The 24,371-nt window shown below is 67.7% G+C and carries 34 protein-coding genes; 16 read left to right on the forward strand and 18 right to left on the reverse strand.

All coding sequences use genetic code 11. The features are described from left to right. Positions 1-631, forward strand: a 631-nt coding sequence (locus VEY12_03100) for a pyridoxal-phosphate dependent enzyme (protein ID HYM39121.1), incomplete at its 5' end; no start/stop codon positions are given. A 12-nt stretch (positions 632-643) separates the two neighbouring features. On the opposite strand, the gene VEY12_03105 is transcribed toward VEY12_03100, so the two are convergent. From VEY12_03105 to VEY12_03120, 4 genes are all read right to left on the reverse strand, one after another. Next, positions 644-1,429, reverse strand: coding sequence for an alpha/beta fold hydrolase (locus tag VEY12_03105; GenBank protein ID HYM39122.1), 786 nt, complete (start codon positions 1,427-1,429; stop codon positions 644-646). 33 nt (positions 1,430-1,462) lie between these two features. Further along, positions 1,463-1,642, reverse strand: coding sequence for a hypothetical protein (locus tag VEY12_03110; GenBank protein HYM39123.1), 180 nt, complete (start codon positions 1,640-1,642; stop codon positions 1,463-1,465). Positions 1,643-1,754: 112 nt separating this feature from the next. Further along, positions 1,755-2,702 carry an aldo/keto reductase gene (locus VEY12_03115; GenBank protein ID HYM39124.1) on the reverse strand — a complete coding sequence of 316 codons (948 nt, stop codon included), beginning with the start codon at positions 2,700-2,702 and terminating at the stop codon, positions 1,755-1,757. Between the two features lie 98 nt (positions 2,703-2,800). Then, positions 2,801-3,226 (reverse strand): hypothetical protein, encoded by a 426-nt coding sequence (locus VEY12_03120; protein ID HYM39125.1) that lies wholly within the window; start codon positions 3,224-3,226, stop codon positions 2,801-2,803. Between the two features lie 222 nt (positions 3,227-3,448). On the opposite strand from VEY12_03120, the gene VEY12_03125 reads away from it, so the two are divergent. After that, positions 3,449-4,009, forward strand: a complete 561-nt coding sequence (locus VEY12_03125) for a class I SAM-dependent methyltransferase (protein ID HYM39126.1) — start codon at positions 3,449-3,451, stop codon at positions 4,007-4,009. A 12-nt stretch (positions 4,010-4,021) separates the two neighbouring features. Here VEY12_03125 and VEY12_03130 read toward each other — a convergent pair whose 3' ends face one another. After that, positions 4,022-4,378 carry a TfoX/Sxy family protein gene (locus VEY12_03130; protein ID HYM39127.1) on the reverse strand — a complete coding sequence of 119 codons (357 nt, stop codon included), beginning with the start codon at positions 4,376-4,378 and terminating at the stop codon, positions 4,022-4,024. A 128-nt stretch (positions 4,379-4,506) separates the two neighbouring features. Here VEY12_03130 and VEY12_03135 point away from each other — a divergent pair, with 128 nt between their 5' ends. The 3 genes from VEY12_03135 (at position 4,507) to VEY12_03145 (ending at position 5,874) form a co-directional block, all read left to right on the forward strand. Further along, positions 4,507-4,938 (forward strand): PadR family transcriptional regulator, encoded by a 432-nt coding sequence (locus VEY12_03135; protein HYM39128.1) that lies wholly within the window; start codon positions 4,507-4,509, stop codon positions 4,936-4,938. 13 nt (positions 4,939-4,951) lie between these two features. Further along, a complete protein-coding gene (locus VEY12_03140; GenBank protein HYM39129.1) occupies positions 4,952-5,347 on the forward strand; it encodes an SHOCT domain-containing protein in 396 nt (131 codons plus the stop codon). A 116-nt stretch (positions 5,348-5,463) separates the two neighbouring features. Next, positions 5,464-5,874 carry a RidA family protein gene (locus VEY12_03145; protein ID HYM39130.1) on the forward strand — a complete coding sequence of 137 codons (411 nt, stop codon included), beginning with the start codon at positions 5,464-5,466 and terminating at the stop codon, positions 5,872-5,874. A 129-nt stretch (positions 5,875-6,003) separates the two neighbouring features. Here the strand turns inward: VEY12_03145 and VEY12_03150 are convergent, their stop codons facing one another. After that, positions 6,004-6,420: an ester cyclase gene (locus VEY12_03150; GenBank protein ID HYM39131.1), complete on the reverse strand. Its 417-nt coding sequence runs from the start codon at positions 6,418-6,420 to the stop codon at positions 6,004-6,006. A 91-nt stretch (positions 6,421-6,511) separates the two neighbouring features. Here VEY12_03150 and VEY12_03155 point away from each other — a divergent pair, with 91 nt between their 5' ends. Then, positions 6,512-6,886 carry a cupin domain-containing protein gene (locus VEY12_03155; GenBank protein HYM39132.1) on the forward strand — a complete coding sequence of 125 codons (375 nt, stop codon included), beginning with the start codon at positions 6,512-6,514 and terminating at the stop codon, positions 6,884-6,886. A 153-nt stretch (positions 6,887-7,039) separates the two neighbouring features. On the opposite strand, the gene VEY12_03160 is transcribed toward VEY12_03155, so the two are convergent. Beyond that, positions 7,040-7,459 (reverse strand): hypothetical protein, encoded by a 420-nt coding sequence (locus VEY12_03160; GenBank protein HYM39133.1) that lies wholly within the window; start codon positions 7,457-7,459, stop codon positions 7,040-7,042. 155 nt (positions 7,460-7,614) lie between these two features. On the opposite strand from VEY12_03160, the gene VEY12_03165 reads away from it, so the two are divergent. Continuing rightward, positions 7,615-8,907 carry an ArgE/DapE family deacylase gene (locus VEY12_03165; GenBank protein HYM39134.1) on the forward strand — a complete coding sequence of 431 codons (1,293 nt, stop codon included), beginning with the start codon at positions 7,615-7,617 and terminating at the stop codon, positions 8,905-8,907. Here VEY12_03165 and VEY12_03170 read toward each other — a convergent pair whose 3' ends face one another. Then, positions 8,908-9,483: a YdeI/OmpD-associated family protein gene (locus VEY12_03170; GenBank protein HYM39135.1), complete on the reverse strand. Its 576-nt coding sequence runs from the start codon at positions 9,481-9,483 to the stop codon at positions 8,908-8,910. 94 nt (positions 9,484-9,577) lie between these two features. Between VEY12_03170 and VEY12_03175 the strand changes: the two genes are divergently transcribed. The 4 genes from VEY12_03175 to VEY12_03190 all read left to right on the forward strand — a co-directional run bounded on the left by VEY12_03175 (position 9,578) and on the right by VEY12_03190 (position 11,444). Continuing rightward, positions 9,578-9,727, forward strand: coding sequence for a 50S ribosomal protein L40e (locus VEY12_03175; GenBank protein ID HYM39136.1), 150 nt, complete (start codon positions 9,578-9,580; stop codon positions 9,725-9,727). Between the two features lie 63 nt (positions 9,728-9,790). Continuing rightward, on the forward strand, positions 9,791-10,429 hold the full coding sequence (locus tag VEY12_03180) for a TMEM175 family protein (GenBank protein HYM39137.1): 639 nt from the start codon (positions 9,791-9,793) through the stop codon (positions 10,427-10,429). 17 nt (positions 10,430-10,446) lie between these two features. Then, entirely contained in the window at positions 10,447-10,869 is a 423-nt protein-coding gene (locus tag VEY12_03185; protein HYM39138.1) for a ribonuclease HI family protein, read from the forward strand. Between the two features lie 104 nt (positions 10,870-10,973). Further along, positions 10,974-11,444, forward strand: a complete 471-nt coding sequence (locus tag VEY12_03190) for a VOC family protein (GenBank protein ID HYM39139.1) — start codon at positions 10,974-10,976, stop codon at positions 11,442-11,444. A 126-nt stretch (positions 11,445-11,570) separates the two neighbouring features. On the opposite strand, the gene VEY12_03195 is transcribed toward VEY12_03190, so the two are convergent. Next, positions 11,571-14,204: an AAA family ATPase gene (locus VEY12_03195; GenBank protein HYM39140.1), complete on the reverse strand. Its 2,634-nt coding sequence runs from the start codon at positions 14,202-14,204 to the stop codon at positions 11,571-11,573. A 97-nt stretch (positions 14,205-14,301) separates the two neighbouring features. Here VEY12_03195 and VEY12_03200 point away from each other — a divergent pair, with 97 nt between their 5' ends. Continuing rightward, entirely contained in the window at positions 14,302-14,688 is a 387-nt protein-coding gene (locus tag VEY12_03200; GenBank protein ID HYM39141.1) for a hypothetical protein, read from the forward strand. A gap of 81 nt (positions 14,689-14,769) precedes the next feature. On the opposite strand, the gene VEY12_03205 is transcribed toward VEY12_03200, so the two are convergent. Genes VEY12_03205 through VEY12_03215 form a run of 3 tightly spaced genes read right to left on the reverse strand, consistent with a single transcriptional unit; the run spans position 14,770 to position 15,364 of the window. Continuing rightward, positions 14,770-14,898 carry a hypothetical protein gene (locus VEY12_03205; GenBank protein ID HYM39142.1) on the reverse strand — a complete coding sequence of 43 codons (129 nt, stop codon included), beginning with the start codon at positions 14,896-14,898 and terminating at the stop codon, positions 14,770-14,772. After that, the gene (locus VEY12_03210; GenBank protein ID HYM39143.1) at positions 14,895-15,107 is read right to left on the reverse strand and encodes a hypothetical protein; all 213 of its coding nucleotides are present in this window, start codon (positions 15,105-15,107) and stop codon (positions 14,895-14,897) included. Before VEY12_03210 ends, VEY12_03205 begins: the two co-directional genes overlap by 4 nt. Further along, a complete protein-coding gene (locus VEY12_03215) occupies positions 15,107-15,364 on the reverse strand; it encodes a hypothetical protein (GenBank protein ID HYM39144.1) in 258 nt (85 codons plus the stop codon). The genes VEY12_03210 and VEY12_03215 overlap by 1 nt, the downstream gene beginning before the upstream one ends. A 187-nt stretch (positions 15,365-15,551) precedes the next feature. On the opposite strand from VEY12_03215, the gene VEY12_03220 reads away from it, so the two are divergent. Further along, positions 15,552-18,293 carry a hypothetical protein gene (locus VEY12_03220; protein ID HYM39145.1) on the forward strand — a complete coding sequence of 914 codons (2,742 nt, stop codon included), beginning with the start codon at positions 15,552-15,554 and terminating at the stop codon, positions 18,291-18,293. 317 nt (positions 18,294-18,610) lie between these two features. Here the strand turns inward: VEY12_03220 and VEY12_03225 are convergent, their stop codons facing one another. The 3 genes from VEY12_03225 to VEY12_03235 form a co-directional block, all read right to left on the reverse strand. Then, positions 18,611-19,378 carry an SDR family oxidoreductase gene (locus VEY12_03225; protein HYM39146.1) on the reverse strand — a complete coding sequence of 256 codons (768 nt, stop codon included), beginning with the start codon at positions 19,376-19,378 and terminating at the stop codon, positions 18,611-18,613. A 52-nt stretch (positions 19,379-19,430) separates the two neighbouring features. After that, positions 19,431-19,925, reverse strand: a complete 495-nt coding sequence (locus VEY12_03230; protein ID HYM39147.1) for a zinc ribbon domain-containing protein — start codon at positions 19,923-19,925, stop codon at positions 19,431-19,433. Between the two features lie 107 nt (positions 19,926-20,032). Further along, positions 20,033-20,239, reverse strand: a complete 207-nt coding sequence (locus VEY12_03235; protein HYM39148.1) for a hypothetical protein — start codon at positions 20,237-20,239, stop codon at positions 20,033-20,035. A gap of 194 nt (positions 20,240-20,433) precedes the next feature. Here VEY12_03235 and VEY12_03240 point away from each other — a divergent pair, with 194 nt between their 5' ends. After that, on the forward strand, positions 20,434-21,198 hold the full coding sequence (locus tag VEY12_03240; protein ID HYM39149.1) for an SDR family NAD(P)-dependent oxidoreductase: 765 nt from the start codon (positions 20,434-20,436) through the stop codon (positions 21,196-21,198). On the opposite strand, the gene VEY12_03245 is transcribed toward VEY12_03240, so the two are convergent. From VEY12_03245 to VEY12_03255, 3 genes are all read right to left on the reverse strand, one after another. After that, a complete protein-coding gene (locus VEY12_03245) occupies positions 21,195-21,779 on the reverse strand; it encodes a hypothetical protein (GenBank protein HYM39150.1) in 585 nt (194 codons plus the stop codon). The genes VEY12_03240 and VEY12_03245 overlap by 4 nt on opposite strands. Positions 21,780-21,858: 79 nt before the next feature. Further along, a complete protein-coding gene (locus VEY12_03250; GenBank protein HYM39151.1) occupies positions 21,859-22,200 on the reverse strand; it encodes a hypothetical protein in 342 nt (113 codons plus the stop codon). 126 nt (positions 22,201-22,326) lie between these two features. Beyond that, positions 22,327-23,271: an acetamidase/formamidase family protein gene (locus VEY12_03255; GenBank protein HYM39152.1), complete on the reverse strand. Its 945-nt coding sequence runs from the start codon at positions 23,269-23,271 to the stop codon at positions 22,327-22,329. An 81-nt stretch (positions 23,272-23,352) separates the two neighbouring features. On the opposite strand from VEY12_03255, the gene VEY12_03260 reads away from it, so the two are divergent. Further along, positions 23,353-24,000 carry a phenylalanine--tRNA ligase beta subunit-related protein gene (locus VEY12_03260; protein HYM39153.1) on the forward strand — a complete coding sequence of 216 codons (648 nt, stop codon included), beginning with the start codon at positions 23,353-23,355 and terminating at the stop codon, positions 23,998-24,000. A gap of 45 nt (positions 24,001-24,045) precedes the next feature. Continuing rightward, complete coding sequence (locus VEY12_03265; protein HYM39154.1) at positions 24,046-24,270, forward strand: heavy metal-associated domain-containing protein; 225 nt, start codon at positions 24,046-24,048, stop codon at positions 24,268-24,270. The last annotated feature ends 101 nt before the right edge of the window (positions 24,271-24,371 follow it).

Raw genomic sequence — 24,371 nt, forward strand, 5'->3', positions numbered from 1 at the left:
CGAGAAGCGCTTCACGATGCAGGCGTTCGGCGCGGAGATCACGGACGTGAAGAGCGACCGGAAGCGGATCAACGAGGCGCTGATCAAGGAGATGATCGCGACCTCGAAGCGCATCGCGGAACGTCCGGGCCACTGGTGGTCGGACCAGCTCACGAACCGCGACGCGATCGCGGGCTACTACCCGCTCGGCGAGGAGATCTGGCGGCAGACGGACGGGCGCGTGGACGCGTTCGTCCAGGCCGTGGGCACGGCCCACTCGCTCCACGGGGCGTCCAAGGCGCTTCGAACGCACAGGGCCAAGCTCCACGTGACCGCGGTCGAGCCCGCCGAATCCGCGGTCCTCTCCGGAGGAGCGTCGGGCTCCCACCAGATCGAGGGGATCGGGATCGGGTTCGTGCCGCCACTCTGGGAGCCGCACGAGGTGGACGAGATTATCCCCGTGCCCACCGCGGACGCGAAGGCGATGGCCCGCCGCCTTGCGCGGGAGGAAGGGCTCTTCGCCGGGACGTCGTCCGGGGCCAACGTGGTCGCGGCGTTGAAGGTCGCGGAACGCCTCGGTCCCGACGCCACCGTGGTCACGCTCATGGTCGACTCGGGTCTGCGGTACCTGAGCACGGACCTGTACCGCTGAGCCGCCAGACGCCTATCCCACGTGCTCCCGGAGGAACGGGATCGCGTGCGGCACGCTCAGGTCGCTCCGCGCGAACGCGGAGAGATGGCCCGTTCCGGGAATGCGCACGCCGCGCCCCTTCGGCAGCGAGGCGAGCGCCGTCTCCGTCCGGTGCTCGACGTCCTCCCGCTCCCCCGTCAGCATGAGGAGCGGGATTCCGAACGTCGCGTACAGGCTCTTCGGACCCTGCCACGACCGCCAGGCGATGCGGTCGAGTGCGTACATGAGCGGGTCGCCCTCGCGCACGTTCGCGTCGATCAGGTTGGGGAATCGGTCGTTGCCCTCCTTCATGTGGCGGTCGACGTCCTGCGCGACGCCGCGCTTCGCGACGTTCTCCCGGATGAACGCCTGCGGGTCCGCGATCGGCGGCAGCTCCGTGTAATTCTGGTCGACCAGGCTCCCCGTCCCGACGAGGGCCCGCAACCGTTCCGGGTGCGCGGCACCGAAGGCCATGCCGACCATCACGCCGTTGGAGTATCCCCAGAAGGCCGTGGACTCCACGCCGAGGTCGTCGAGGACCGCGGCGACGTCGGAGACGAAGCAGGGCATCCGATGGTCCTCGACTCCGGTCGGATGCCCGCTCCTGCCGCGCCCCCGTGGGTCCATCAGGATGATCCGGAACCCCTTGAGCGCGTCGACGTAGCCCGCGAGCTCCCAGATGCGGCCGGAGCCTCCGGCGCCCGTGTGGAAGAGGAGAGGGGGTCCCTTGCCGCGGACGTCGTAATAGATCGTCACGCCCCCGCTCTTCACCTTGGCCATGCGTCCGCCTCCGCGCCGCGCACGACGCCGGCGTTACTTACGCTTTCCCCAAGGTGGGACGCCGAGGGCCTGCGCCACACCCGCGGTGTCGGGGACGATGACGTCCGCGGCGGTGAGGCTCTCGCAGGTGTTGGTCGTCGGCACCGCGATAACGCGGAGCCCGGCAGCCTTCGCGGACTCGATGCCCAGGGGCGCCTTCTCCATGACGACCACGCGGTCCCACGCAACGCGGAGTTCGCGGAGCGCCTCTCGGCCCTTCTCGCCTTCCGAGTCCTGCGCCGTTCGAGGCCACGCCTGCAGCAGGCCTGCGGCCGCGGTTCTTCCTTCACCCGAGCCACTGCGGGAACGCGATCGTGGAGTCGAAGTCGTTCGTCGTCTTGTACCGCTCGAATCGGCCGTTCGCGGCGGAGGCCGCGGTCCGCTTCATGATCGCCGCGACCTCGGCCGCGTTCATCGGCCGGAAGGTCGTCGCGGCTCGGATGGCCTGTTCCAGGATCGTCATCGAATCGCACCCCGTGATCACGACGCTCGTGGGGAGGTTCAACGCGTACTGCAGGGCCTCGATTGGTGTCACGGTCTTCGTCTCGAGGACCTGGCGGTCTCCCAGGGGCTTCATCCCCAGGACGCCGATGTGTTCCCGGACCAGGACGGGCAGGACGCGCTTCTCGAAGCTGTCGAAGTGGGCGTCCAGCACGTTCAGCGGCATCTGGACCGTGTCGAACCGGAAACCGTGCTCCTTGGCGATCGCGAGCATCTTGAGGTGGATGGCCGGGCTCTTGTGGCCCGTGAAGCCGAGGTAGCGGATCTGGCCCGCGTCCTTGGCTTCGAGCGCGGCCTCGAGCGCGCCACCAGGGGCGAAGATCCGCTCGGGGTCCTCGGGACGGATGATCTCGTGGAACTGGAGCAGGTCGATCACGTCCGTCTGGAGCCTCCGCAGGCACTCCTCGATCTGGCCCGCCGCGGACGTTCTGGTTTGCCCGTCGATCTTGGTCATCAGGAAGACGCGTTCGCGGTATCCGTCCCGGAGCGCCTTTCCCATCCGGATCTCGCTCGCGCCGTCGTTGTAGTCCCACGAGTTGTCGAGGAAGGTGATGCCCCGGTCGATTGCGGTGCGGATGATTCGAATGGCCTCCGCTTCGGCGACCGTCGGCGCGCCGATGTGCCATCCGCCGAGTCCGATCGCGGACACGCGCTCTCCCGTGCGGCCCAGGGTGCGGATGGGGATGTCCGCGCTCTCCATTGGCTTCTGAATTGGCGCGAGGGACCCGCTCATCCTGCCCAGAACTCCTGGAGTCGATGGATTCCTCCCACTCCAACCGGGACGTCCGCTTGAGTTTTGCGCCGGCGAATCCAAGTTAGTTCTGCTCGCCTCTAGTCGATGAGTTTCGCCCGATCCGGGTCCGGTGCCCGGACGCGGCCCCAGGTCCTCACGGCGTGGTCCGCCACGGCGGTGCCTGCGTAGAACCCAATGACCACTTCGACGACGCTGGTGAGGTTCCCGATGAACGTGGTCGCCAAATCCTTGCTCGCGGTGCCGACTCCCACGAAGACGAGGACCGGTGCCATACCGAAGTACACCGCGAGGACGGACGCGAGGATTGCGAGCTGGATTCCGTCCCTCTCGAAGGCTCCCTTCGCCACGTATCCCAGGAGGAGCATTCCGAGGAGCGTGATAATGCCCATGCTCCCGAGCGACCATGCCAGGGAGATGCTGCCTCCCACCCCGAACCACCAGATCAGGATGTCGATGATCACGATTCCGACGCCCACCACAACGAGTTCTCGCTTCACAGTCATCTGCGACACCCCCTCCGCATCTCATCCGTGGCGGGCGCCTTAATGGTATGGCGCGTTCTCTCGCCGGATTTCAGGGACCGCGGCACGGGGCAGATTTCGTCGGACTGCCTCGGGCAGGGGGTTCTCGGAGAGCCCAGCGGTTGGTGGTCACATCTGTCCGGATGAGGCAAGTACCAGGACCGCTCTCCTCCCGACCAAGGAGCAGCGATCGACGTGGCGGAGATGAATCGCGTGTCGCGGTTCTTCGTGAACCGGTTCAACGCGCGGCGGAGCGCGCGGATTCACGCCTGGATTCAGAGGAGCGTCTCCTTCCCGGCGGGTGCCAGTCTCCTGGAGATCGGATGCGGGAACGGGGACCTCGCGGCGCGGGTCGTCGACGGTTTCCATCCTGCGCGGTACGTGGCCACGGACCTCGATCCCCGCCAGCTCGAGGCCGCCCGGAGGCATCTCGCGGACCGTTACCAGGGCGGTCTACCCGCAGCCCTGGAGCTGCGCGAGGCCGACATGCTCCACCTCCCGTTCCCCGACGGTTCCTTCGACGCGGTCCTCGCGGTCGTCTCGATCCACCACGCCACCCCGAACCACCACGAGTCGGGAGAGGTGCCGCACGCCCTGGCGGAGATCAACCGCGTGATCCGCCCCGGCGGCGCCCTCGTCTACGAGGAGATTCTGCACAAGGACCTGATCCGGTCGTGGCTTGCGGAACACGGGTACGTGCTCTCCGGGATCGAGCGCGGCTTCAAGCGGGAGTCCGTGGTCGCGCGGAAGCCTGGGACCGCGTGAAAGGTCCGCGAGCTACGACTTCTTGCCCTTCTTCGGAGGCATCGAACCCACGTGCACGAAGGCTTTCCGCGCCCACTCCTTGGCACGGGACACATCCTTCATCCAGGATTCGGGCAGGGTTGCATACCCGGCCATGGCGTGCCCCGTCACGGGTTCGAAGGGACCGCCGCCGCGCTCCTTGAGGAGCGTCCTCAGTTCGGGTTCCGGGAGCTTGAGGAACACCTTCTTCCCCAGGGCGCCGGCGAACATGTTCCCGTTCACAAAGCTCCCGAGACCGCCGAACATCGACCGCGTCTGGATCCTGCCATCCGCGGGGAGAATCCGGTCGTAGAAACGCCGTGTCTCCGGGTCGAGGCGCGGGAGCTTCATGGCTGCACGAATCGGGGGCCGTCGGGTAAGCCTTCCCCCGACTCGCGGAGGCGGCCACCGCGGGCTCCCCCGGCGCAAGTTCTTATATCGGTATTCCGATATCGGCAAATCGATACGAGGCACGGACCATGTGGGGCATGCATCGTCGCCGCGGACTGAGGATGTGGGTCCTCTCCCTGCTCGCCCGCGGACCCAAGAACGGCGCGGAGATCATGAACGCGATCGAGGAGATGAGCCAGGGCTGGTGGCGTCCGTCCCCGGGTTCCATCTACCCGCTCCTGGACTCGCTCGTCCAGGAGGGCCTGGCCGCGAAGCGCGCGGACGGGCGGTACGAGCTCACGGCCACGGGGCAGCAGAGCATGGAGATGCCCTGGGGCCCGTGGGGTCCCTGGGGAATGCGAGGGGCGCAGGCGCCCGGCGTGGACGGTGTGCTGAACGACATGGGCGGCTACGTCTCCTACCTGGAGGACGTCGGCCGCAGCGACCCGTCCGGGATCGACCGGAACCGGGATCGCATCAAGGGTTTGGCGGACCGTCTGTCCGCGTTGACCAAGACGTGACGGAGGACGTACGATGTACGACGAACGCAGGTGGCATCCTGGGCATTGGATTCGGCTCGGTTTCCTGGTGATCTTCGCGGTGTTCGTGGTGGCCATGATTTACTACATGTTCACCTACGCACCCGGCGTGGCGGGCACCGGACCGTTCGTGTACTGGTTCCCGTTCGGGTGGATCTGGATCTTCTTCGGGTTCTTCCTGTTCTTCGGCCTGCTTCGGTTCGCCTTCTGGGGACCCCGGTGGGGGTACTACCGCCACTACGGGTACGGGTACGGCCGGGAGAACGAGGCGTACCATATCCTCCGCGAGCGCTACGCCCGCGGCGAGATCACGAAGGACCAGTACGACGCGATGATGCGGGACCTGTACCAGCAGGCGCAGAACCCGCCGCCGAACCCGCCGCGGTACTGAGCCGGAGAGCGCGGTCCTACCGCGGCCTGCCCCTGTACCGGCGGAGGTAGCGGGAGCCCGCGCCCGGCGGCCAAAGGGCCATTAGGTGCCGCGGGATAGGTCGGCGGGACGGTACCTTGCCTCGCCCCCCACCCAGCCTCCGGTTCCTGAACCCACCGACGCTGTCTCCGCCGGCCGGCTATTCCCACGTCGCAGAGGCCACCGGGGGAAGGATCCTCTTCCTCTCGGGACAGGTGGCGCTCGAAGCCGCGGGCAAACTCGTCGGCCCGAACGATCTGGCGGCGCAGGCCCGCCAGGTGTTCAAGAACATCCAGGCGGGGTTGCAGGCGGCGGGCACGGACTTCGCCCATGTCGTCAAGCTCACGTACTACCTCGTGGACGCCTCCCAGATCGCGGTCGTCCGGGAGGTCCGGGATCAGTTCGTGGACACCAAGCATCCTCCGGCGAGCACGGCGGTCGAGATACGCCGCCTCGTCCGCGAGGACTTCCTCATCGAGGTCGACGCGGTCGCCATCGCCCCGGCTTGATCTCGAATCCCGGGCTCGCGTCGCTGCACCCCGGGTGAGGAACGCCCATGCCCACGGACGGCGCCTGCGGCTAAGGGAAGAATCCGAGGAGGACTACGACGGCCGGCCCACGGAGTAGGCGGCCCCGGCCTAGCGGACGAGGCCGAGCTGGCGGTGGAAGTCGAGCCGGTCCACCTGGTTCCACTCCTCGACGATCTTGCCGTGGGCGATCCGGTAGATCGCGATCCCGCTCATGCTCACCCGCTTCCCGGTGGGAGGCACGCCCAGGTACTCGCCGCGGTGGATCCCGCGTCCCGTGATCCGCACGACGACGCGGTCCCCGGCGGCGAAGATGTCGTCGATCACGTGCTCCGACTCCGCGAACGCCGCGGCGAAGCGCTGGAACTCCTGCTTGAGTCCCACGAGGCTTGGAGGCGACCCCGGCGTGGACGACGGGTCGTGTTCGACGTAGTCGGGCGCGAACACCTTGTCGAGGATTGCCTCGTTGCCCTTGTCGATCTCCGCGTACAGGTGGCGGATCAACGCGACGTTGGTCCTCTCGGACATGGGCCCCGGTTCGGGGAAGGGAATCCGGGTTTAAGTCGTCGACCGTCCTTCTTGGATGCACCGCCAGGGAATCCCTGGAGGAGGCCGTGCCATGAGCGAGAAACCGAGGACGTCGAGCGGCGGGCTGCCGCAGGGCCAGAAGGTGAATCTTGTCTCCCTCGTCGTATACCAAGAGGGCTCCGTGGTCAGCCGCACTCTGGTCGACGACCGGGCGGGCACGGTCACGTTGTTCGCCTTCGATCAAGGCCAGGGGCTGAGCGAGCACACGGCTCCCTACAACGCCCTGCTGCACGTCCTCGAGGGGGAGGCCCTCGTGACCGTCGCCGGAGTCGAGAACCGCGTGGCGTCCGGCGAGGCGATCCTGCTCCCGGCCGGCAAGCCCCACGCGGTCCGCGCGGCGACCCGATTCAAGATGCTCCTGACCATGGTGCGATCGGGCCGCTCCTCGCCTCGCCCAGGCTCGTAGGAGACGCTCCACCTCGCGGGCGATTTCGCGGACGGTCTCCCCCGCGGGCTGGGTCCGCGACGGCGAGGGCGAGCCGTGACAGTGCGAGCGTCTCCACCCCTTGCGGCGCCCGGATGCGCCTCCGTACGCCACGACTTGCGGTTTCGGATGGCCTCAGATCGCGCGCATCCGGTTGTTCCGGGCGTTGTGCTCGACCTCCGCCATGCCCAGTGCCTCCATGACCGGAGGTACGTAGTTCCCGAACCGGCCGCGGAATCCCTTCTTGAGCCCGTACCAGCCGCGGACGGGGTTCTTCGGAGATCGTGCCCAAGCCTCGACGGTCCCCTCAGGGGCGGGCTTCTGCTCGTCCGCGCTGCCCAGGGGCATCCAGTCGCCGTGCTCCTTGAGCATCTCGTGCAGGTCCTCGATGCAACACAGCTGGTACCGCAGCTCCGTGGATCCCGCCCGAATCACGAGGGCAGGCGGATTCGCGGAGTTGTCCTGGTACGCTTGGAACTCCGATTGCCCGCTCGGAGTCTTGAGAATCCACGGTTTCTCCTTCGTCCCCGATCCTTTCACGTCCGCCTTCGGCATGGCTGTCCCCCGACCGGCGGGAGGCATCGGACCCGAGAGTATCAACGTGTGCCCACAACTCCGCAATCGTCCCGCCACCCGAAGGCACTCGGGCGGAGGATGGGACCAACACGCCTTATGCGAGGAGACCGGTCCCGTGGCCTGAGGGAGTCCTCGTGCTGACGGCGGAGGAGCGACGGGTCCTCGCGGCGATTGACGATCGCAGGTCGGAGCTGGTCGACCTCCTCGTGCACCTGCTGCGGTTCCGGACCGTGACCCCCCTCATGGGCGAGCGGGCGAGTGGCCCGGACTACGTGAACCTCCAGGCATTCGTCGCGAAACGGATCGCGGCCCTGGGATTCAGAGTGGAAACATGGGATGCGGATGCCGCATCCCTCCCGAGATTCCCCGGCTCCGGCGTGGTGCCGGACCGCGACCTGCGCGACATGCCCGTCCTCGTGGGGCGGCGCGAAGGCCGCGGGCGGTCGCTCCTGCTCAACGCACACTACGACGTCGTCCCCGCGGGCGTGCTCGAGAACTGGAGCCAACCTCCCTTCGAAGGCGTGGTCGCGGACGGGAAGGTGTTCGGCCGCGGTGCGTGCGACATGAAGGGCGGCTTCGCCGCAATGCTCCATGCACTCGAGTGCATCGAGGCCGCGGGTGTCGATCTCCCCATGCCGCTCCTGTTCGAGTCGGTCCCCGACGAGGAGCAGACCTCGATGGGCACGCTCGCCTGCTGTGCACGCGGCCTACGTGCCGATGCCGCCATCATCCCGGAGCCCACGGATCTCCACGTCCTCGTGGCCGCACGCGGTTCGTTCAGCGGCAAGATCGTGGTCACGGGCCGCGCCGGACACTCGGAGATGGCCCAGCCGGCGTGGGAGCAAGGGGGCGCCGTCAACGCGATCGACAAGGCCGTGGAGGTCCTCCGAGGGCTCGAGGCGCTGAACGCGGAGTGGAAGGCGTCGCCGGCGAAGCGCCACAGGTACCTGGACCCCGACGTGATCGTCCCCACGATGATCCGCGGGGGCGAATGGGAGGTCATGTACCCGGAACGGGTCGAGATCACGTTCACGTCGGATTTCGTGCCCTCGACGAAGGACATGCGGGGCCAGATCCAGGCCGCCTTGGACCGTATCGCCGCCGCGGACCCGTGGATGCGGGAGCACCCGGCGGTCCTCGACGCGGGCGGCTGGCTGTACGGAGGCGAGGTGCGGGAGGACGAGGCAATCGTCCGGACCGCCTCCGCGGCCTTGGCCGATCTCGGGATCCCGCCGCAGCTCATCGGATGCGGGAGCCTCACGGACATGGTCCACCTGGTCAACTACTCGCACGTCCCCACGGTCTCCATAGGACCCTCCGTCGCAACGATCCACAAGGCGGACGAGCACGCGACGGTCGACGAACTCGTGGCCGTGGCGAAGGCGCTCGCCGTGACGATCCTGAGGTGGGGCCGAGCGGGCGTGTGACTAGAATCCTTCGATCCCCGGACGCCGGTTCTGCGCGGCGCGCTGGACGATGCGACGGATGTGCCGCTCCCGCGTCTCGGCCCGCTTGGCGTCCGTGACCCAGTGGATGCACGCATTCCGGTACGAGTTGCCCCACGCTCGGAAGTTCGCCCAAGCTTTGGGGTTCGCCCGCAGCGCTGCCCTCAGATCCGACGGCATGGGCGGGACGCGACTGGGTTGGACTGCTTGGGCCCACGCACCCAGGGCTTTGGCCGCCTCGACGACGGCGACACCCGCGGGCGCCACACGACCCTCGCGGGTGAGCCGCTCGACGCGGTCGCGGTTGGACACGGACCAGATGCTGTCTGGCCTCCGAGGGGTGAATCGCTGGACGAACCGCCGGGCATCGTGAGCCCGCAATTTGCCGTCGATCCAGCCGAAGCACAGCGCTTCCTCGAGCGCTTCGATGTAGTGAAGGCCATCGGGGGCGGACTTCTTGGAGAGGAACAGGAGGGCCTCCGCCTCCGTGGCATGATGGACCTCAAGCCACCTCCGCCACTCGCTCGCGTCGCGAAACTGCAGGGGCGTGCTCGCCATCCCTTGCGGTAAGGTTGTCGCGGGCAAGAAGCTACTCGGGGCAGGCTCGGCCCCCGAAGCCTTCATAAACCACCGGGTCTTCCGGCGGGCCACCATGGCCCGCTTCCCGGAAGCCGAGCGTCGGCTGTTGCACAAGATGATCTGCATGCAGTGCTACGCGCGGAACGCGCCGCGGGCCACGCGCTGCCGGAAGTGCGGGAGCACGGAGCTCCGGCCGAAGGCGAAGGAAGCCCGCAAGGAGTGATCGCCCCGCAGGGGCGGACGGCCGTGACTTATAGCCCGCCGATTGTGTAGGCATTCGTCCACCATGAGCTCGCGGGCGGGGTCCGTAGCCGGACTGGGGAAGCAGCGCGTCGAGTCCCTGACGGACGGCATCTTCGGCACGGTGATGACGATCCTCGGCCTCAGCCTGATCGTCCCGTACGTGACCGGGCCCGCGAACCAGCCGCTCCCGTCCCTGGCCGAACTCCTGCCCGGGGTCCTCGTCTACGCCCTGAGCTTCGTGATCATGGGCGTGTTCTGGGTCGGCCACCACGTCGTGTTCCACTACATCCGCCGCACGGACCGCACCCTGATCTGGCTGAACAACGGGTTCCTCCTGTTCATCGGCCTCCTCCCGCTCACCACCGCGCTCCTCGGCCGGCACGACCTCGTCCAGGCCACGCTGGTCGCCTACGGCCTCAACCTGATGGCGGTCCAGGCGTTCCTGTACGCGGCGTTCTGGTACGCCACGGTCCACCACCACCTCGTGGACGCGGACCTGGACGCGAACATCATCCGCTCCGGCCGCCGCCGGATCCTCCTGGGACCGTGCGTCTCCCTGATCGCGATCCTGTTCACCTTCGTGGACGCCTACATCAGCCTGGGGATCTTCGTCCTCTTCCCGATCCTGTTCATCCTGCCCGGGCAGATCGACGAGTTCTTCCGACGGCAGGAGCACCTGTAGCGCACGGGGTAATGCCGATGCCCGCCCGGAGGACCATCGAATGTTTCTTCGACGGCGCCTGCAAGGGGAACCAGTTCACGCGCAAAGGGCCCATGTGGGTCGCGTACGTGATCGGGGACGAGGAGCATGTCCACGAGATCCCGGACCTACCCTCGTCGCGCGGTCCGCCCCGGAGCAACAACATCGCGGAATACCAGGCCCTGATCCTGCTCCTGCAGCGGCTTCATGGGTTCGTTCCTGGGAATGGCTCAACTCGCTGGGTCGTGGCCGGCGACTCCCAGCTCGTCATCTACCAGATGCAGGGCCGGTACCGCGTCCGAGAGCCTCATCTCGTGGCGTTGCACGCCGAGGCCCGGCGGCTCGCCACGGGCCTCCCGGTCACGTTCCGGTGGGTGCCGCGGGGACGGAATTGCGCGGGGCACCTCCTCGAGTCGGTCTGAGCCCTGCGAAGGCTCGGGCCAAGCACTTTCACCGCTCTCCCGGGGCAACGCGGAAATACCCTGCCCGCACATGCGGGTGCCCCCGGTGGGGAGGAAGGAGAACCTTGGCGGAACCGAAACCCGGCAGCTTCGTGCACATCGAGATCGCCTCGACCGATCCGGCGAGGACGAAGAAGTTCTTCGAGGACGTCTTCGAGTGGGATTTCGAGTCCATCCCGGAGATGAACTACCACACGTACCAAGCACCTAGTCCGCCTCACGGCGGCCTCATGAGCCCTATGGAGAACCAGCACCCTGGCCTCCTGAACTACCTCATGTCCCACGACATCGACGCCGACGTGAAGAAGATCCAGGAGGCAGGGGGCCGCGTCCTCCAGCCCAAGATGGAGATCCCCGGCGTGGGCTGGTGGGCCTCGTTTGAGGAGCCGACCGGGATCGTCCTGGCCCTGTTCCAGAGCAACACCCCGGACCTCGCCGAGCGGCGCCGCGCCCGCGCACGTCAAGCCGCGCGCCGCGGACGGAAGACGAGCGGACGGGCGAAGGGCAAGAAGGGCAAGATAGGCCGCAAGAAATAGGACCGCGGCGGCCCGGGGCGAAACGGAACAAATCCCACAACGGACTAATGCCCCCCTCCGGCGATTCCGGATGCCGGAGGTGGGCAATTCCATGCCCTGCGCCAACATTGTGCCTAAGCCACCGAACTAGGACGAGGCGCGCAATCCCTGGCGGCTCTCGATGTCGACGAGCAACGCCTCGGCCTCTCGATTGAGTTTCATGTTGCCGATCCTTTTTGAAAGGACCACTGCTTCGAGCAGGTGGGTCGTAGCTTGGCTGACGTCGCCGTTGCGCATGTAGAACTCGCCAATTTGCCGAAGCGCCAGGGCGAGATCTGCGGGGCCTCCGTAGCGCCGCAGCGAGGCGAGCCCCGCCTCCCAAGCGATCCTCGCCCGAGCCCAGTGTCCAAGCCCCATCTGTCGTTGTCCCTCGTATGTCTTCAGCAAGGCCAGGGTGTCCTTCTCTTCGAGGGTCTCAAAATACCCCCCTGCTTCCTGAACAAGATTTCCTGCTTCGTGGAATCGCCTGAGCTCGATGAGAGCTCCAGTCCGGCCAAGGGCGGCATAGGCTGTAAGACGCAAGTTGCCAAGGAGTCGCGCGATTTCCCCGCCCTTCTCATAATGGGCGAGGCTTTCCTCCAGGTTTCCGATCTCCTCAAGCGTGGTGCCGACAACGATGTGCGCACGGGCGACCGCCGTGAGGTTGGCCGAGCGTTCTGCCACTCGCAAGCCCTCTAGTGTCAACTCGAGCCCCCTTTCCTGAGCGCCTTGTCGCGTTTGGAGGCTGCCGAGCGCGAGTAGCGTCCTCGAGAGAGCCGCGCGATCCGGCAGGTCCGTAGCAAGATCGACCGCTTCATCGAGATGGTTGGCCGCCTGGCCCAGGTTCCCGAGCGCCTGCTCCGCAAGGGCCATCTCACGAAGCACTTCCGCCATCTCAACGGGGTTTCTCTCCTGAAGTAGGCGGGCCCGAGCCTCCACCAGGTACCCCAGAGCTGTGGAGTACCGATTCCGGCAACGCTCGAGAAAGGCCATCTTGCGCAGGATTCTGGGTACCCGTGTGCGCAGCTCAGAGCTCTCGGCCAGCTTCTCTGCATGTCCGTACTGGAACAGAGCGGGTCCCACATGCCCACGGATGCGGAGGCTGTCCCCGAGCACCTCCGCAAAGATACAGAATGCGGTGGGATTGCTTTCGTCGAGAGTCAGGCCGCGCGCGAGGCCAGATATTTCCTCTGCAGCCACAGAGTCAAGCAGAGATCCATCCTCTGCGTCCAACAACGCTGCCGCTTCCAGCGCCTTTCCCGCTTCGAGAAGGTGATACACCCCCTCCCATCTTTCGCGGGGGTCTGAGGCCCGAAGCAGGGTGGATGCCGCGCGCGAGTGGAGCCTCCGCCGTTTGGCGTCCGAAATCTGGCTCCCGACGAACTCGCGAACGAGATCATGCATCTCAAATCCGCCGGCGACTGTCCGCTCGAGTAGGCTCCGTTCCGCGAGGTTTCCCAGGGTTCTGGGGTCCGCCGAAGCCACATCCTCCAGAGTGCGTTCGTTTACCGCCCTTCGAAAGATCGAGGCGGCCTCCAAGACCGACCGGTCCTTTGTGGACAGGGAATCCCAGACCTCATCCCGTAGATACCGTTGCACCACTGAACCCCGACCGGTCCCCGTCGAGGCCGCGAGATGCAGCAGGAGTGGATGCCCACGCGTCTTGCGGATGATTTCATCTGCGAGGTTGGACTCCGGACCGAGGCCGCGGGACCGAAGGAGAGTCCTCGAGGCGCTCGAATCGAGACCCTGCACTTGGCGTGCGTCGAGCAATGAAGTTCGTCGGCTTCGGTGGCTCAGCCACTTCGGGAATCGGCGGCCTATGAGGATGACACGACAAGCGAATTGTGCGTTTGTGCCAGCGAACAGGCTCGAAATCAGTCTCGCCAGGTCCCTCGATGCCTGATCCGCGTTGTCGAGGACCACGAGGATCGGCCCTTCATCTAGGTCCCGCTTGAGGACGCGTGCGATGAACGCGGGGTCCAGGGGGACTCCCTGGGAGAGATGGGCCGCCAGGGTGGGCTTCCCGAGCGCCGCGAGGAACGCACCGAAATCGCTCAAGAGGCCCGCGGGCGTCGACGAGCGGTGTGCCTCGAACCCATACACAGGCACCCCTAGCCCCCGCCCTTGGGCCCATGTGGCCACGAGGGCGCTCTTCCCGATCCCCGCGAGTCCCGTGACCAAGAGCATGCGGGAACCGGTAGCCCACCATGCGTCCAGGTCCCGGAACTCGGCTTCCCTCCCGAAAAACCGGTCCACGCGACGGAGCCCACTTCCCCAAACCACAGGCCCGCGGCTTTTCCCGGAGACAGGGGCCTTCCCAAGGTCCAGCCGCCCCTTGCGGACCGAGGCGAGCGCAGCTGTCAGGTCGAGCTGCGCCGATGCGAGGTTCGGCACCTCGGAGATGCGGACGGAGAGTTCGCCGAGGCTGGGCACGCGGACCGTGACGACCTGGGAAGTGAGCTCCTGGCGGAGGGCGCTTGCCGTCCGCCACCCCGCTTCGCGGAGCCGGTACGCATACTTCGGCAAGGGATGCCCGGGAAGCCGGATCCGGTCCCGGGTCACGAGACCGCGCCGCTCCAACCGGTCGAGCCATTTCGTCAGCGTGCTCCGCCCGGACCGCGTGGCGGCGGCGATCCCCTCCTGGGTCTGCTCCTCGGGACGCAGGGCGTCCGTGGACAGGTGGATCAGGACCCGGTCGCGGGTCGTGAACGTGCGTTTCCGGACGTAGCGGCGGACCAAGGGGTTGCCTCGGGCGGGGTATGTCCGGGGCAAAATAGAACATTTCGGCCACACCCTTTAAGACTATCCACGCTTCTGAGTATCGTCCGCGAAGCCTATGGCATCCCCCCCGGCCGATGGCGCACCTTCCTGGATCGCGTCGCCGTGGCTGCCCTTTGTCTACGCGGAGGTCGTCCGCAGCCCGGAGACGTACGGCGTCGTGATCCTCGGTGACAAGGACCGCGATCCTCTGCTCGTGGCCCACGGGGTCATCCGCGACGAGATGTGGAAGCTCCACCACAGCCCCCGGTCCGCGGCGAGCGGGGCCGTGGTCTTCCGGTACGTGGAGACGTTGCTCCAGGGCGAGTCGGAGCGTCTCGCGCGGATCGTCCAGAGCGAGCTCGAGAAGACGGCGGGTCACCCGGTCGTCTGGGGGGACTTCCCGGGACCGCCGACCATGGACAGCGTCGGCGCGGCGGTCACGAAGCGCCTTCAGGCTCCCTAGACCGCCGGAGAAGAAGGCGCCGGGGAACGCGGTCCGCATCCCTCCGTGGAGCCATTCCCCGGCACCCGGCAGCCTTCGCGTTCAGAGGAAGTGGACGGCGTAAGCTGCCTTGATCAGGAGGGCCGCCTTGATCACGAACGCCGCCTTCACGATGAATGCGGCGCGGATGAACAGGGCCAGGGCCCAGGGGAGTGCGAACGTGGTCTTCACCTCCCTCCAAGTTCGGGAATGAGCCCCTTGTGGGCCGGTCCCGCGGAGGCCGTGAGGGCCTCGCGAAGGACCCGCGCGATCGCCGCCAGCACGGCCCCGTTCCGGCGGGGCTCCGGGACGACCTCCTTCTCGGGGGGCGCCCCCACGCAGGCGTACTCGTTCCGGGGCCGCAGGGCGAACATGGGGAAGTTGGCGCATCCGTACGCCATCACGCGCCTCCCGGGCTCGCCCGCGCCGTCGCGAGCGTCTCCGAGACCGTCGCGAGGAACCGGCGCACCAGGCCGGCAGGCCCCGTTCGGATCCGGATCGATTCGACCTTCCTCGCCCGCTCGACCATCGTGCGGGCGTAGGCCGCGTTCGCACCGTACTCGGACTGCACGTACCGCGCCAGCTCGGCGGTGACTCCGCGGGTCGGCGTGGTCACGTGCATCTGGCTCACCAGACTCGATTGCGTTACAGGCAGCATTTTTTGCCTCCGAAAGGGATCCAAGGCCTGCGGGGGCATAGGCGGCTCGCAGGAGTCCCGACGGGACTCCTATCCGGGCGGGGAAAACCTACTTAGGTCCACACCTCGTTGGCCCGGTTTTGCGAGGGAGCTCATCGGGGTCCGCCTCACGGCCAAGGAACGCATCCTCCTCCATCTCCTGGGCTACGTGACGTTCCGGGACGCGCTTGAGGTGCCGGCGGAGATGACCCAGGAGGGCGTGGCCACGGCGGCCTGGGTCGAGCTCCGCCACGTGAGCCAGTACCTCCGCCCCCTCCTGGCCGACGAGCTCGTCCGGGAGCGCACCTGCCATGTGAAGGGCATCCGCCAGCGCCGCAAGGTGTACGACCTCACGGAGGCGGGGCAGCACGCGGCGTACCGCCTCCGGGACCGCGTGAAGGCGGAGAGCGTGGCCGTCGTCGACGCCCAGGGCGGCCACGAGGAGACCGTGGGCCGAGTCCTTGAGTCCCTGGGAGGGAAGGTTTCCCTCTTGGAACTCGCCCGGCAGTCCATGCAGGACGGGAAGGTGGACCTGGAGGGGCTCCGGGCCGCCCCGACGACCCCCTTCGTCGAGATGACCGCGGAGGCGCCGCACCTGGATCGGTTCGTCGGCCGGAGGACGGAGCTGGACGCGATCACATCGGGCGTGGCCGGCCCGAGAATCTTCGTCGTTCGGGGCGTCGCGGGGATCGGCAAGTCCAGCGTGGCCGCCCGTGCCTGCGAGCTGCTCCGCGGGCAGTGCAACCTATTCTGGCACACGGTTCGGTCCTGGGACTCTCGGATCTCCGTTCTGGCGTCGCTCGGCAGTTTCCTGGCCTCCGTCGGGAAGCCCGGCCTTCGGGCGGTCCTGGGCCGCGGCGACGTGGACGCGGCGGCCGACATCCTGCGGGAGGATCTCCCGGGAACGCGGGCCTTCCTCGTGTTCGACGATGCCCACGGAGCCCACGCCGACGTCCTCGCCCTCTTTCGCTTCCTCAAGGACGCGATCGCGGACGCGCCGGACGTCCGTGCCTTGGTCCTCACCCGGCGCGCCTTGGCCTTCTACGACCGCCGCGACGTGTCCCTCACGGGTCTCGTCCGGGAAATCGACCTGGTGGGCTTGACCGCCGAGGACATCGCGGCCTTCCTAGCTCCCGATCTCGACGTGGCCGTGGGGAAGCTGGGGCAACGGCTCGGTGGCCACCCGCTCTTCCTCCAGCTCGTTCGCTCGAGCTCGCGCACTCCGGTCCACGAAGGCGCATTGCGCAACATGCACCAGTTCCTGCAGGAGGAGGTCTACTCGGACCTGTCCGAGGCCGAGCGGTTGGCCTTGAAGACCGCCACGTTGTACCGCGTGCCCGTCCCCTGGAAGGCGCTGCTCTCGGATGCATCCGTGACGCACGACGTCGTGCTCTCCCTGACGAACCGCTCCCTGCTCCGATCCGTGGGGCGCGACGCGGTCGTCGTGCACGAGACGATCCGCGAGTTCTTCACGGACATCCTCACGCCCTCCGAGGTCCAGAGCCTCGGGACCCTGGCCGTGCGGCAGCTCCACGGACTTGCCTCGGACGCCCACGGATCCGGGGACTACCTCGGCTGCATCGACTACCTCTCGAACGCCCTGCGGCTCCCCATCGACGAGGACGCACGGGTCGCGCTGCTCGAGCTCCTCGGCGACGAGAACGACCAGATCGGGGATTTCCCCGCCACCCTCACCGCGTACAAGGAGGCCATGCGGGCCACGCGTTCTGCGGAGACCCAGGTCCGCCTCCACCGGAAGATCGCAGCTGCCCTCGATGCCCGCGGAGAGATGTCGGCCGCTACGCAGGAGATCGAGACCGGCCGGCGCCTCCTCGGGGAGAACGTGACCGTCGAGCGCGGATGGTTGGACCTGGTCCAAAGCCGCGTCGCGAGTCGCCAGGAGGACGCCGAGAAGGCCCGGGAGGCCGCGCTGTCCGCGCTCGACGTGTTCACGACCTTCCGCGAGACCGCCGCGGTCGTCCGGACCCTCTACGAGCTCGGATACATCGAATTGGACTCGCACCCCGCGCACCTCCGGACCGCGGAGGCGTACTTCGAGAAAGGACTCCAGGTCGCCACGGACCTGGGAGACCGCGGCCTGGTTGCGAAGCTCCACATGGCCTTCGCGAACCTGTACGCCGGATGCATGGGCGACGTGGACCGCGGACTCCGGCACATCGCCGCGGTCGAGTCCGATCCGGAGGTTCTCGCGGACCCCCAGGTGTGTCGCTCCTTCCGCATGCTCCAGGGCTGGTTCAGCCTGGACATCCGCGCGGACTTCCCCGCCGCGGAGCGCTACTTCACGGAGGCGGCCGACCTCGCCCGCAGGCTCCACTACGCTCCCTCGGTCGCCTTCACGCAGTACGGCATGACGCTGTTGCACTACTACGAGGGCAAGGAGGAAGCGCGACGCGAGTTCGAGGCGTACGGACGGGAGATTCTCGCGCTCGGATTCCCCGCCTACGCGCTCGAAGCCCTCGTGCTCGTGGCCGAGTGCGACCTCCGAGCCGGGGATATCGACCGGTTCCATCGAATTGCGGAGCAGATCAAAGGACCCGAGATGACGGACGCTCGCCGGGCCCGTCCCGTGCGGGTCAATGTGCTCCAGGCCATCGAACTCTTCCTCTCGGGCGATATGGAGGGAGCACGAACCTCGTTTGACGTGGCCCTCCGGCTCGCCGGATCCGGGGACGTGATCGAGGAAGCGTTGCTCCTCCACATCGTCCACTTCTACTACGGCCTCGCGTTGCGTGCGTGGGGCCAGCGGGCCGAGGGCGACGCGCACCTGCGCGAGTCCCGCGAGTTCCTGGAGGGGCACAACCTGAAGGCTCGCCTCTCGATCCTCCCGGAGGCCGAGCGTGAGCTGGCCGAGACCTTCTCCCGCAGTCTACGGAGTTCCCGGGCCGACTAGTATGGCGCGGGAGGGCTCGCGGGAGCCGTCGCGGGGGGATTGCCGCGGGAAATGAGCCCCAGGTCCTCCTCCAACCGCGCCTTCCAGTAGTTGATCGCGGCCGTCTTCTGCGCGATTGTGCCCGCGGTGTTTAGCTTGTTCGTAATCGCCTCGTAGGTAATCCTGATACTGGGCCACCCGGCTGGAACCGGAACACCGCTAGGCTGTGGATTGGGCATCTTCCTCCCCGGGGGCCGTATCCGAGAACGACGCTATACGTGTTGCGCACCACCGCTCGTCGAGCCATGCCCTGTGACCCGGTGCCGAAGCCTCCCCGGTCAGTCCGTCATCGGAGCCCCATGAATCGGGACGATGGCCCCCTTGACGAACCGTGCCTCGTCCGTGCACAGCCAAGAGACCAGCTCGGCGACATCCTGAGGCGTTCCGTGCTTTCGAGCGGCCCATGCAGGTCCGTGACGGACCGCAGCGAGCGCCTGGTCGAACGTGAGCGTCGGGATGTAGCCGGGCGCGACCGCGTTGATCGTCACCCCGTGGGGCATCTCGACCTCCGACAGGATGCGCGTGAGCCCGTGTCGGGCGATCTTCCCGACCGTGTAATCGTACGGCGGCTCCATGAACTCCTCGGACCGCTCCATGCCCAGGTTCACGATTCGACCCCATTTCCGCCGGCGCATGTCCGGGAGGGCGGTCTTGATCGTGTGGAACATGCCGTCGATTTCGGCGCGCAGGACGTCCTGCCAAAACGCGTCGTCCACCTTCGTGAAGTCCCGCTTGGGGTCCCAGCGCCCGCCCGCGTTGTTCACGAGGACGTCCACAGGACCCAGCTCCTGCTTGGCGCGGCGGAACATCTCGCGGACGGCGTGCCCGTCCGTGGTGTCCGCCCGGATCAGGATGGCGCGGGACCCGAGCGATTCCATCGCCCCGAGGAGTCGCCGGTTCGAGGCCTCCGTGGTGCGCCGGTTCGTGCCCGTGTTCAGGACGACGTCGGCTCCGTCCCGCGCCAGGGTCAGGGCCGTGCTGCGCCCCATGCCTTCCCCGGTGCTCCCCGTGACGAGGGCCACCCGGCCCTCCAGGTGCGTGCTCATGGGCCCGGGGATGGGGTGTGCCGCCAAGTATCCTGCGGTTGCCGCGGCGAGGTCAGATCGCCTGCCCGCACTTGTGGCAGAAGGCAGCGTCCTCGGGTTCCAGAGAGCCGCAGTTCCGGCACTTCACCTTGACCGTTTCCTTGGGTGCCGCGACGGCGGTCGTGGAGAGGGCGGAAATCTGGGCCATGCTCGTCTTCATCATGTTCTGGAGCGCCTCGGGGTTCATCCCCATGGCTCCGGATCCGCCGCTCACGTAGCTGGAGACGGAGCTCCGGTAGATGGAACGGAGCAGGCCGACCCCGGACATCACGATCCCGATTCCGATCGCGTACACCACGTAGGAGAGCGAACCGTAGGGCGTCAGCCCCGCCGTCGCGGTGCTCCCCGCGCCGAGGGCGGATCCGAGGAACGGCTGGAGTTGGGCGCCCACCCAGGCTTGGTCGGCCAGGACGAACAGGCCTACCGCGAGCGTTCCGAGACCTAGCCCCAATCCGACGAGACGACGGCGTCCCATGTGCGGTTTCTTCGTTGCCGTTGAAGCTTCCATGCGGGCCTTCCCCTCCCCCGCGTCTCCCCGGCAGCGCACCGGTCCCGGTTAAGATTTTCGCCGCGGCGCGGCCGGATGCCCGTGCTCACCCTCCACGGCCCGGCGGGTCACGCGATCCGGGGATGGGCGCGTCCCGAGGAACGGCGGACCGTCGGCCCCAGGGTCGGGAGAGGGGAGGGTTTGGCGTGCAGGGACCCCGGTCGTCCGTCCGCGCGGCTCTCCCTGACGATCAGGAAGACCCGCACGGTCTCCGAGTGGAGGGGGAGGAGTTCCGAGGCCCCCGTTTCCGACACCGTGACGAACTGAAGCTCCACGGTCCGCCTCGTGCCTTCCTGGGGCGCGGACCCTACAAAACGCTTCTTGCACGTCCATCGAACGACGCTTGAAGCTGTTGTCGTTCCAACGGGACAACGCGCCGCCTCCCTTGTCGGCGGCCGCGCGGTCCGCGCCTGTGGGGCGGGAATCGGGCGCCGTGGAAGGCTTATCCCGCTCTCGCGATACCCCGGCGATGGGCCGGTTCGAGGGTCGCGTCGTCCTGGTCACCGGGGGCTCCTCGGGTATCGGGTACGCGACGGCGCGGGCGTTCCTCGACGAGGGAGCCAAGGTCGCAATCTCGGGGCGGAACGCGACGCGGCTGGAGCGCGCGGAGAAGGAGCTCGCCAAGTTCGGTACCGTCCTGGCGATCCGCGGCGACGTGGGGAGGGCCGCGGACGCGAAGCGGATGGTCTCGGAGACCGCGAAGAAACTCGGCCCCCTGGACGTGCTCGTAAACAACGCGGGCATCTACCTCAGCAAGCCCGTCGAGGCGATCTCGGAGCGCGAATACGACGAGCTCATGGACGTGAACATGAAGGGAACCTTCCTGTGCACGAAGTTCGCGCTCCCCGGGATGGTCAGGCGGAAGCGCGGGGCGATCGTGAACGTGGCATCCGACAGCGGCCTCGTGGGCGCCGCAGGCTCCTCTGTGTACTGCGCGTCCAAGGGCGCCATGGTCCTCTTCACGAAGGCCGTCGCCCTGGACCACGCCAAGGACGGCGTCCGCGTGAACGTCGTGTGCCCGGGGGAGGTCCGCACGCCCATGATGGAGAAGGATGCCGCGGAGTCGGGCCGCGGCTTCGAGGAGTACTACCGGCGTCTGGTCGCCCCGATCCCCATGAAGCGCGCGGCCACCTCGGAGGAGATCGCCGGTTCCATCCTCTTCCTCGCGAGCGATGCGGCGTCCTTCATGACGGGGACCGCCCTGTCCGTGGACGGCGGGTCGACCGCCCTTTAGCGTTGGGCCTCGGGGGACCGCTCGTCTCCCGAGCGGTGTCGGAGGAACAAGCCCCAAAGGACGAGGAGTCCTCCGACCACGAGCAACGGGAGCCCGAGGAACGGGTAGCCGAAGAGGATCGTGGAGAAGCCCGCCAGAAAGACTCCCAGGAGGACGAGCCGCTCGCGCGGGCTGGCCCGCAGGATGTCCGCCTCAATCTCCTTCCGGTACCGGAGGAGGAGTGCGATGAGGATGATCGCGGCGACCGCGACGATGAAGAAATCAAACGTCAGCACGGAGTAGTAGTCGCCGCCCGTGAGGAGGAGGCCCACCTCGTCCCCCACGAACCCGGCGCCGAGCCCGAAGACGAGCGCGTAGATGCGGTTGTACCGCAGGTCGTTCACCGCGATGCCCAGCCATCCGGAGACGCCCATCATCGCGAGGCCGTACCAGAAGTGGTGGAAATGGATGTCCCCGAAGAAGATCATCGTCTCGGGGAAGGTCAGGTGAAAGATCCTCGCCCCGAAGAAGCCCGCCGTGAAGGCCAGGGTGGCCAGGAACGAGAGCCCGTGCCGATGCTCCGGGATCGCGGGGGACGCCATGGCCGGTCCCGTCAAGGGTTGGGACGGGATAAGGGTGGCGCGGCCGCACGCCGCCCGTTGCCGCGGTCGGCGGGCTCGCCTAGAGGACCGTGGCCACCCACGACATCACGCCGCCGCCGACCACCAGCAGCGCGTCGACGCCGTGACCGAGCACGTACAGGATCGCTCCCACCGCGATGGCGAGGAACCCCGCGAAGGAGAGACGGGCGCGAGGGAAGACGAGCGCCCGGCCGCCGCGGTACATCCACCAGGCGCCCAGGAGCGCGCCGAGGCCCAGGAGAATCCCCACGAGGCCGAACGCGATCCCCAGGGCGAGGGAGGCGATGAGGACCAGGATGCCGCCCAGGAACGTCAGGAGCGCGGCGACGGAGCTCACGATGCGACGCACGAGCCGTGCGCGGAGGAAGCCGCCTGCGAACATGGTGCATCCCGACGCGGAGCCCCTTATCCCGTTTGCGGGTTTGCGGCGTCGGTCTCCGTACACCCGTGGACGCTTCGTGGGCGGCAGTGTCCATTCGGGCCATTCCCGTTCGACACCGGGTTCGGTTCACCGCTTGCCCGTCCGCCGCCCCTGGGCGCGGCGGGGCGGGGGCTCGGGCATCCCCGGGAGGCGTGCGAGGTACCGTTTCGGGATCACGACCTTGCACGTGCGGTCAGGGTCCACGTCCTGGCTGATCCGAAGGTCCGCGACCAGCGACGCGAGCATGTAGGCGTCTTCCCAGGTCATGCCGCGACCGCGCGCCAGGAAGCCCACGGCGTCCGAGGTCGCGAGCCTCGCGGCCTCGTCGAGATCCGGGGCGCTCGCCAGAACGCACCATGCGTCCCGCGTCTCAACGACGGGGCGTCTCAGGCCGAGACCGGGCAGGAGCTCCACGCGCAGCCGGGCGAGTCCATCGATCTCGATTCCCGTGACGCACACCTCGCCGTCCGCCATGAGGGCGTGGATGTCGCCGAGGGCGAGCATCGCGCCGGGCTGGAACACAGGCAGGTAGACCGCGTTCCCCGCGCGGATTTCGCGGGTGTCCAGGTTGCCGCCGTGATCCCCGGGGTAGAACGTGGAGAGCCGCTCCCCCGAGGTGGCCACGCCGATGGTGCCGATGTGGGGCGCGATCGGGAGGCGGAGGTCGTCCGAGAAGCGCGCGACGCCGTTCCGCACGGGGAGCATGCGGGTCCGGGCCTCCGTCACGCGGTCCCCGAGCACGCCGAGCTTGGGTTCAATGCCCACGTAGCCCACCGGGCCGACCCTCAGCCCGAGGATGGAGACCCGGAGCACGTCCCCCGGCTGGGCCCCGGAGACCTCGATGGGGCCTGTCGCGCCGTTCACGTGGTCCAGGTCGACTTTGGACAGGAGGTCCGCCTCGGTCCGGATCTGGCCCCCGAACGAATCCTCGCATTCGACGGCGAAGGTCTCGCCCGGCCGCACGGAGACCCGGGCCTCGAGATCGGGCGTGAACGCGTAGATCTGGCCTTCCCGGTAGGAGATGCGTCGCATCGCGACCCCGCCCCGGGACGGCGGACCGCCTACATAACGCCGAGGCGGTCCCGTTATCTCGCCTACCGGCGATGTCCCCGCGTGCAACTCACCGTGGACCCGGGGCTGCGGGATCGTTTCCCGGGGCTGGACGCCCATCTCGTCCAGGTGGGTGGCTTGCACGTCCGGGAACGGGACGCGCGTCTCGACGCGTTCGTGCCCGTCCTCGTGCGGGAGTTCCGCGAGCAGCTCCGGCTCGAGACGCTCAAGGACGAACCCACGCTGCGGGCCTACCGCGATTTCTACTGGCGCGTGGGGATCGACCCTACGAAGACGCGACCCGCGTCCGAGGCGCTCCTTCGACGCGTCCTCCAGGGAAAGGAGCTGCCGCGGATCAATACCCTCGTGGACGCCTACAACCTCGCGTCCATGGAGACGCGCATCGCGATTGCGGCCTTCGACGGGGCCCACGCCCACGGCGACATCCGGATGCGCCTGGCCCGCGCCGGCGAGGAATTCCTGGGCATCGGGATGGAGACGCCAGCGGTCCTGAAGGGCGTCGAGGTGATGTGCGAGGATGCAGAAGGTCTCGTGGCCATCTACCCCCACCGCGACTCCCACCGCACCCGGGTCACCACGGCCACGACGGAGACCGTCTTCATGACCTGCGGTGTCCCGGGCATCGAACGGCCCGTCCTGATCAAGGCCGCCCAGACCACGAGGGAGCTCGTCGAGTGCTTCTGCCGGTGAGAAACGCGCCAAACCCCATATCGAGCGGGCGGGTTGTCCCGTTCGATGGCGTCCGCCCAGCGCATCGTCTTCGCGATCCGCGGCCTCGAGTGCGCCAGCTGCGCAATCGACGTGGGTCGCGCACTTCGCAAGATCCCGGGCATCGCGGAGATCAACATCAACTACGTCATCAACAAGGGCTACGTGGAGTTCGACCCCGAGAAGATCACCTGGGAGATCGTGTCCAAGGCCTTGACGGACCGCGGGTACACGGTCGTTCGGACACGCTGACGGGTCGTGTCAGAGGCCCGTGATCAGCGCCGCGTATGCCACGATGAAGGCGCCGAAGCCGAAGAGAGCGAGGGCCGCGTAGGAGGCGGGCGTCGGGGTGG

Source organism: Thermoplasmata archaeon (genome assembly GCA_035632695.1).
Taxonomy (GTDB): domain Archaea; phylum Thermoplasmatota; class Thermoplasmata; order RBG-16-68-12; family RBG-16-68-12; genus RBG-16-68-12.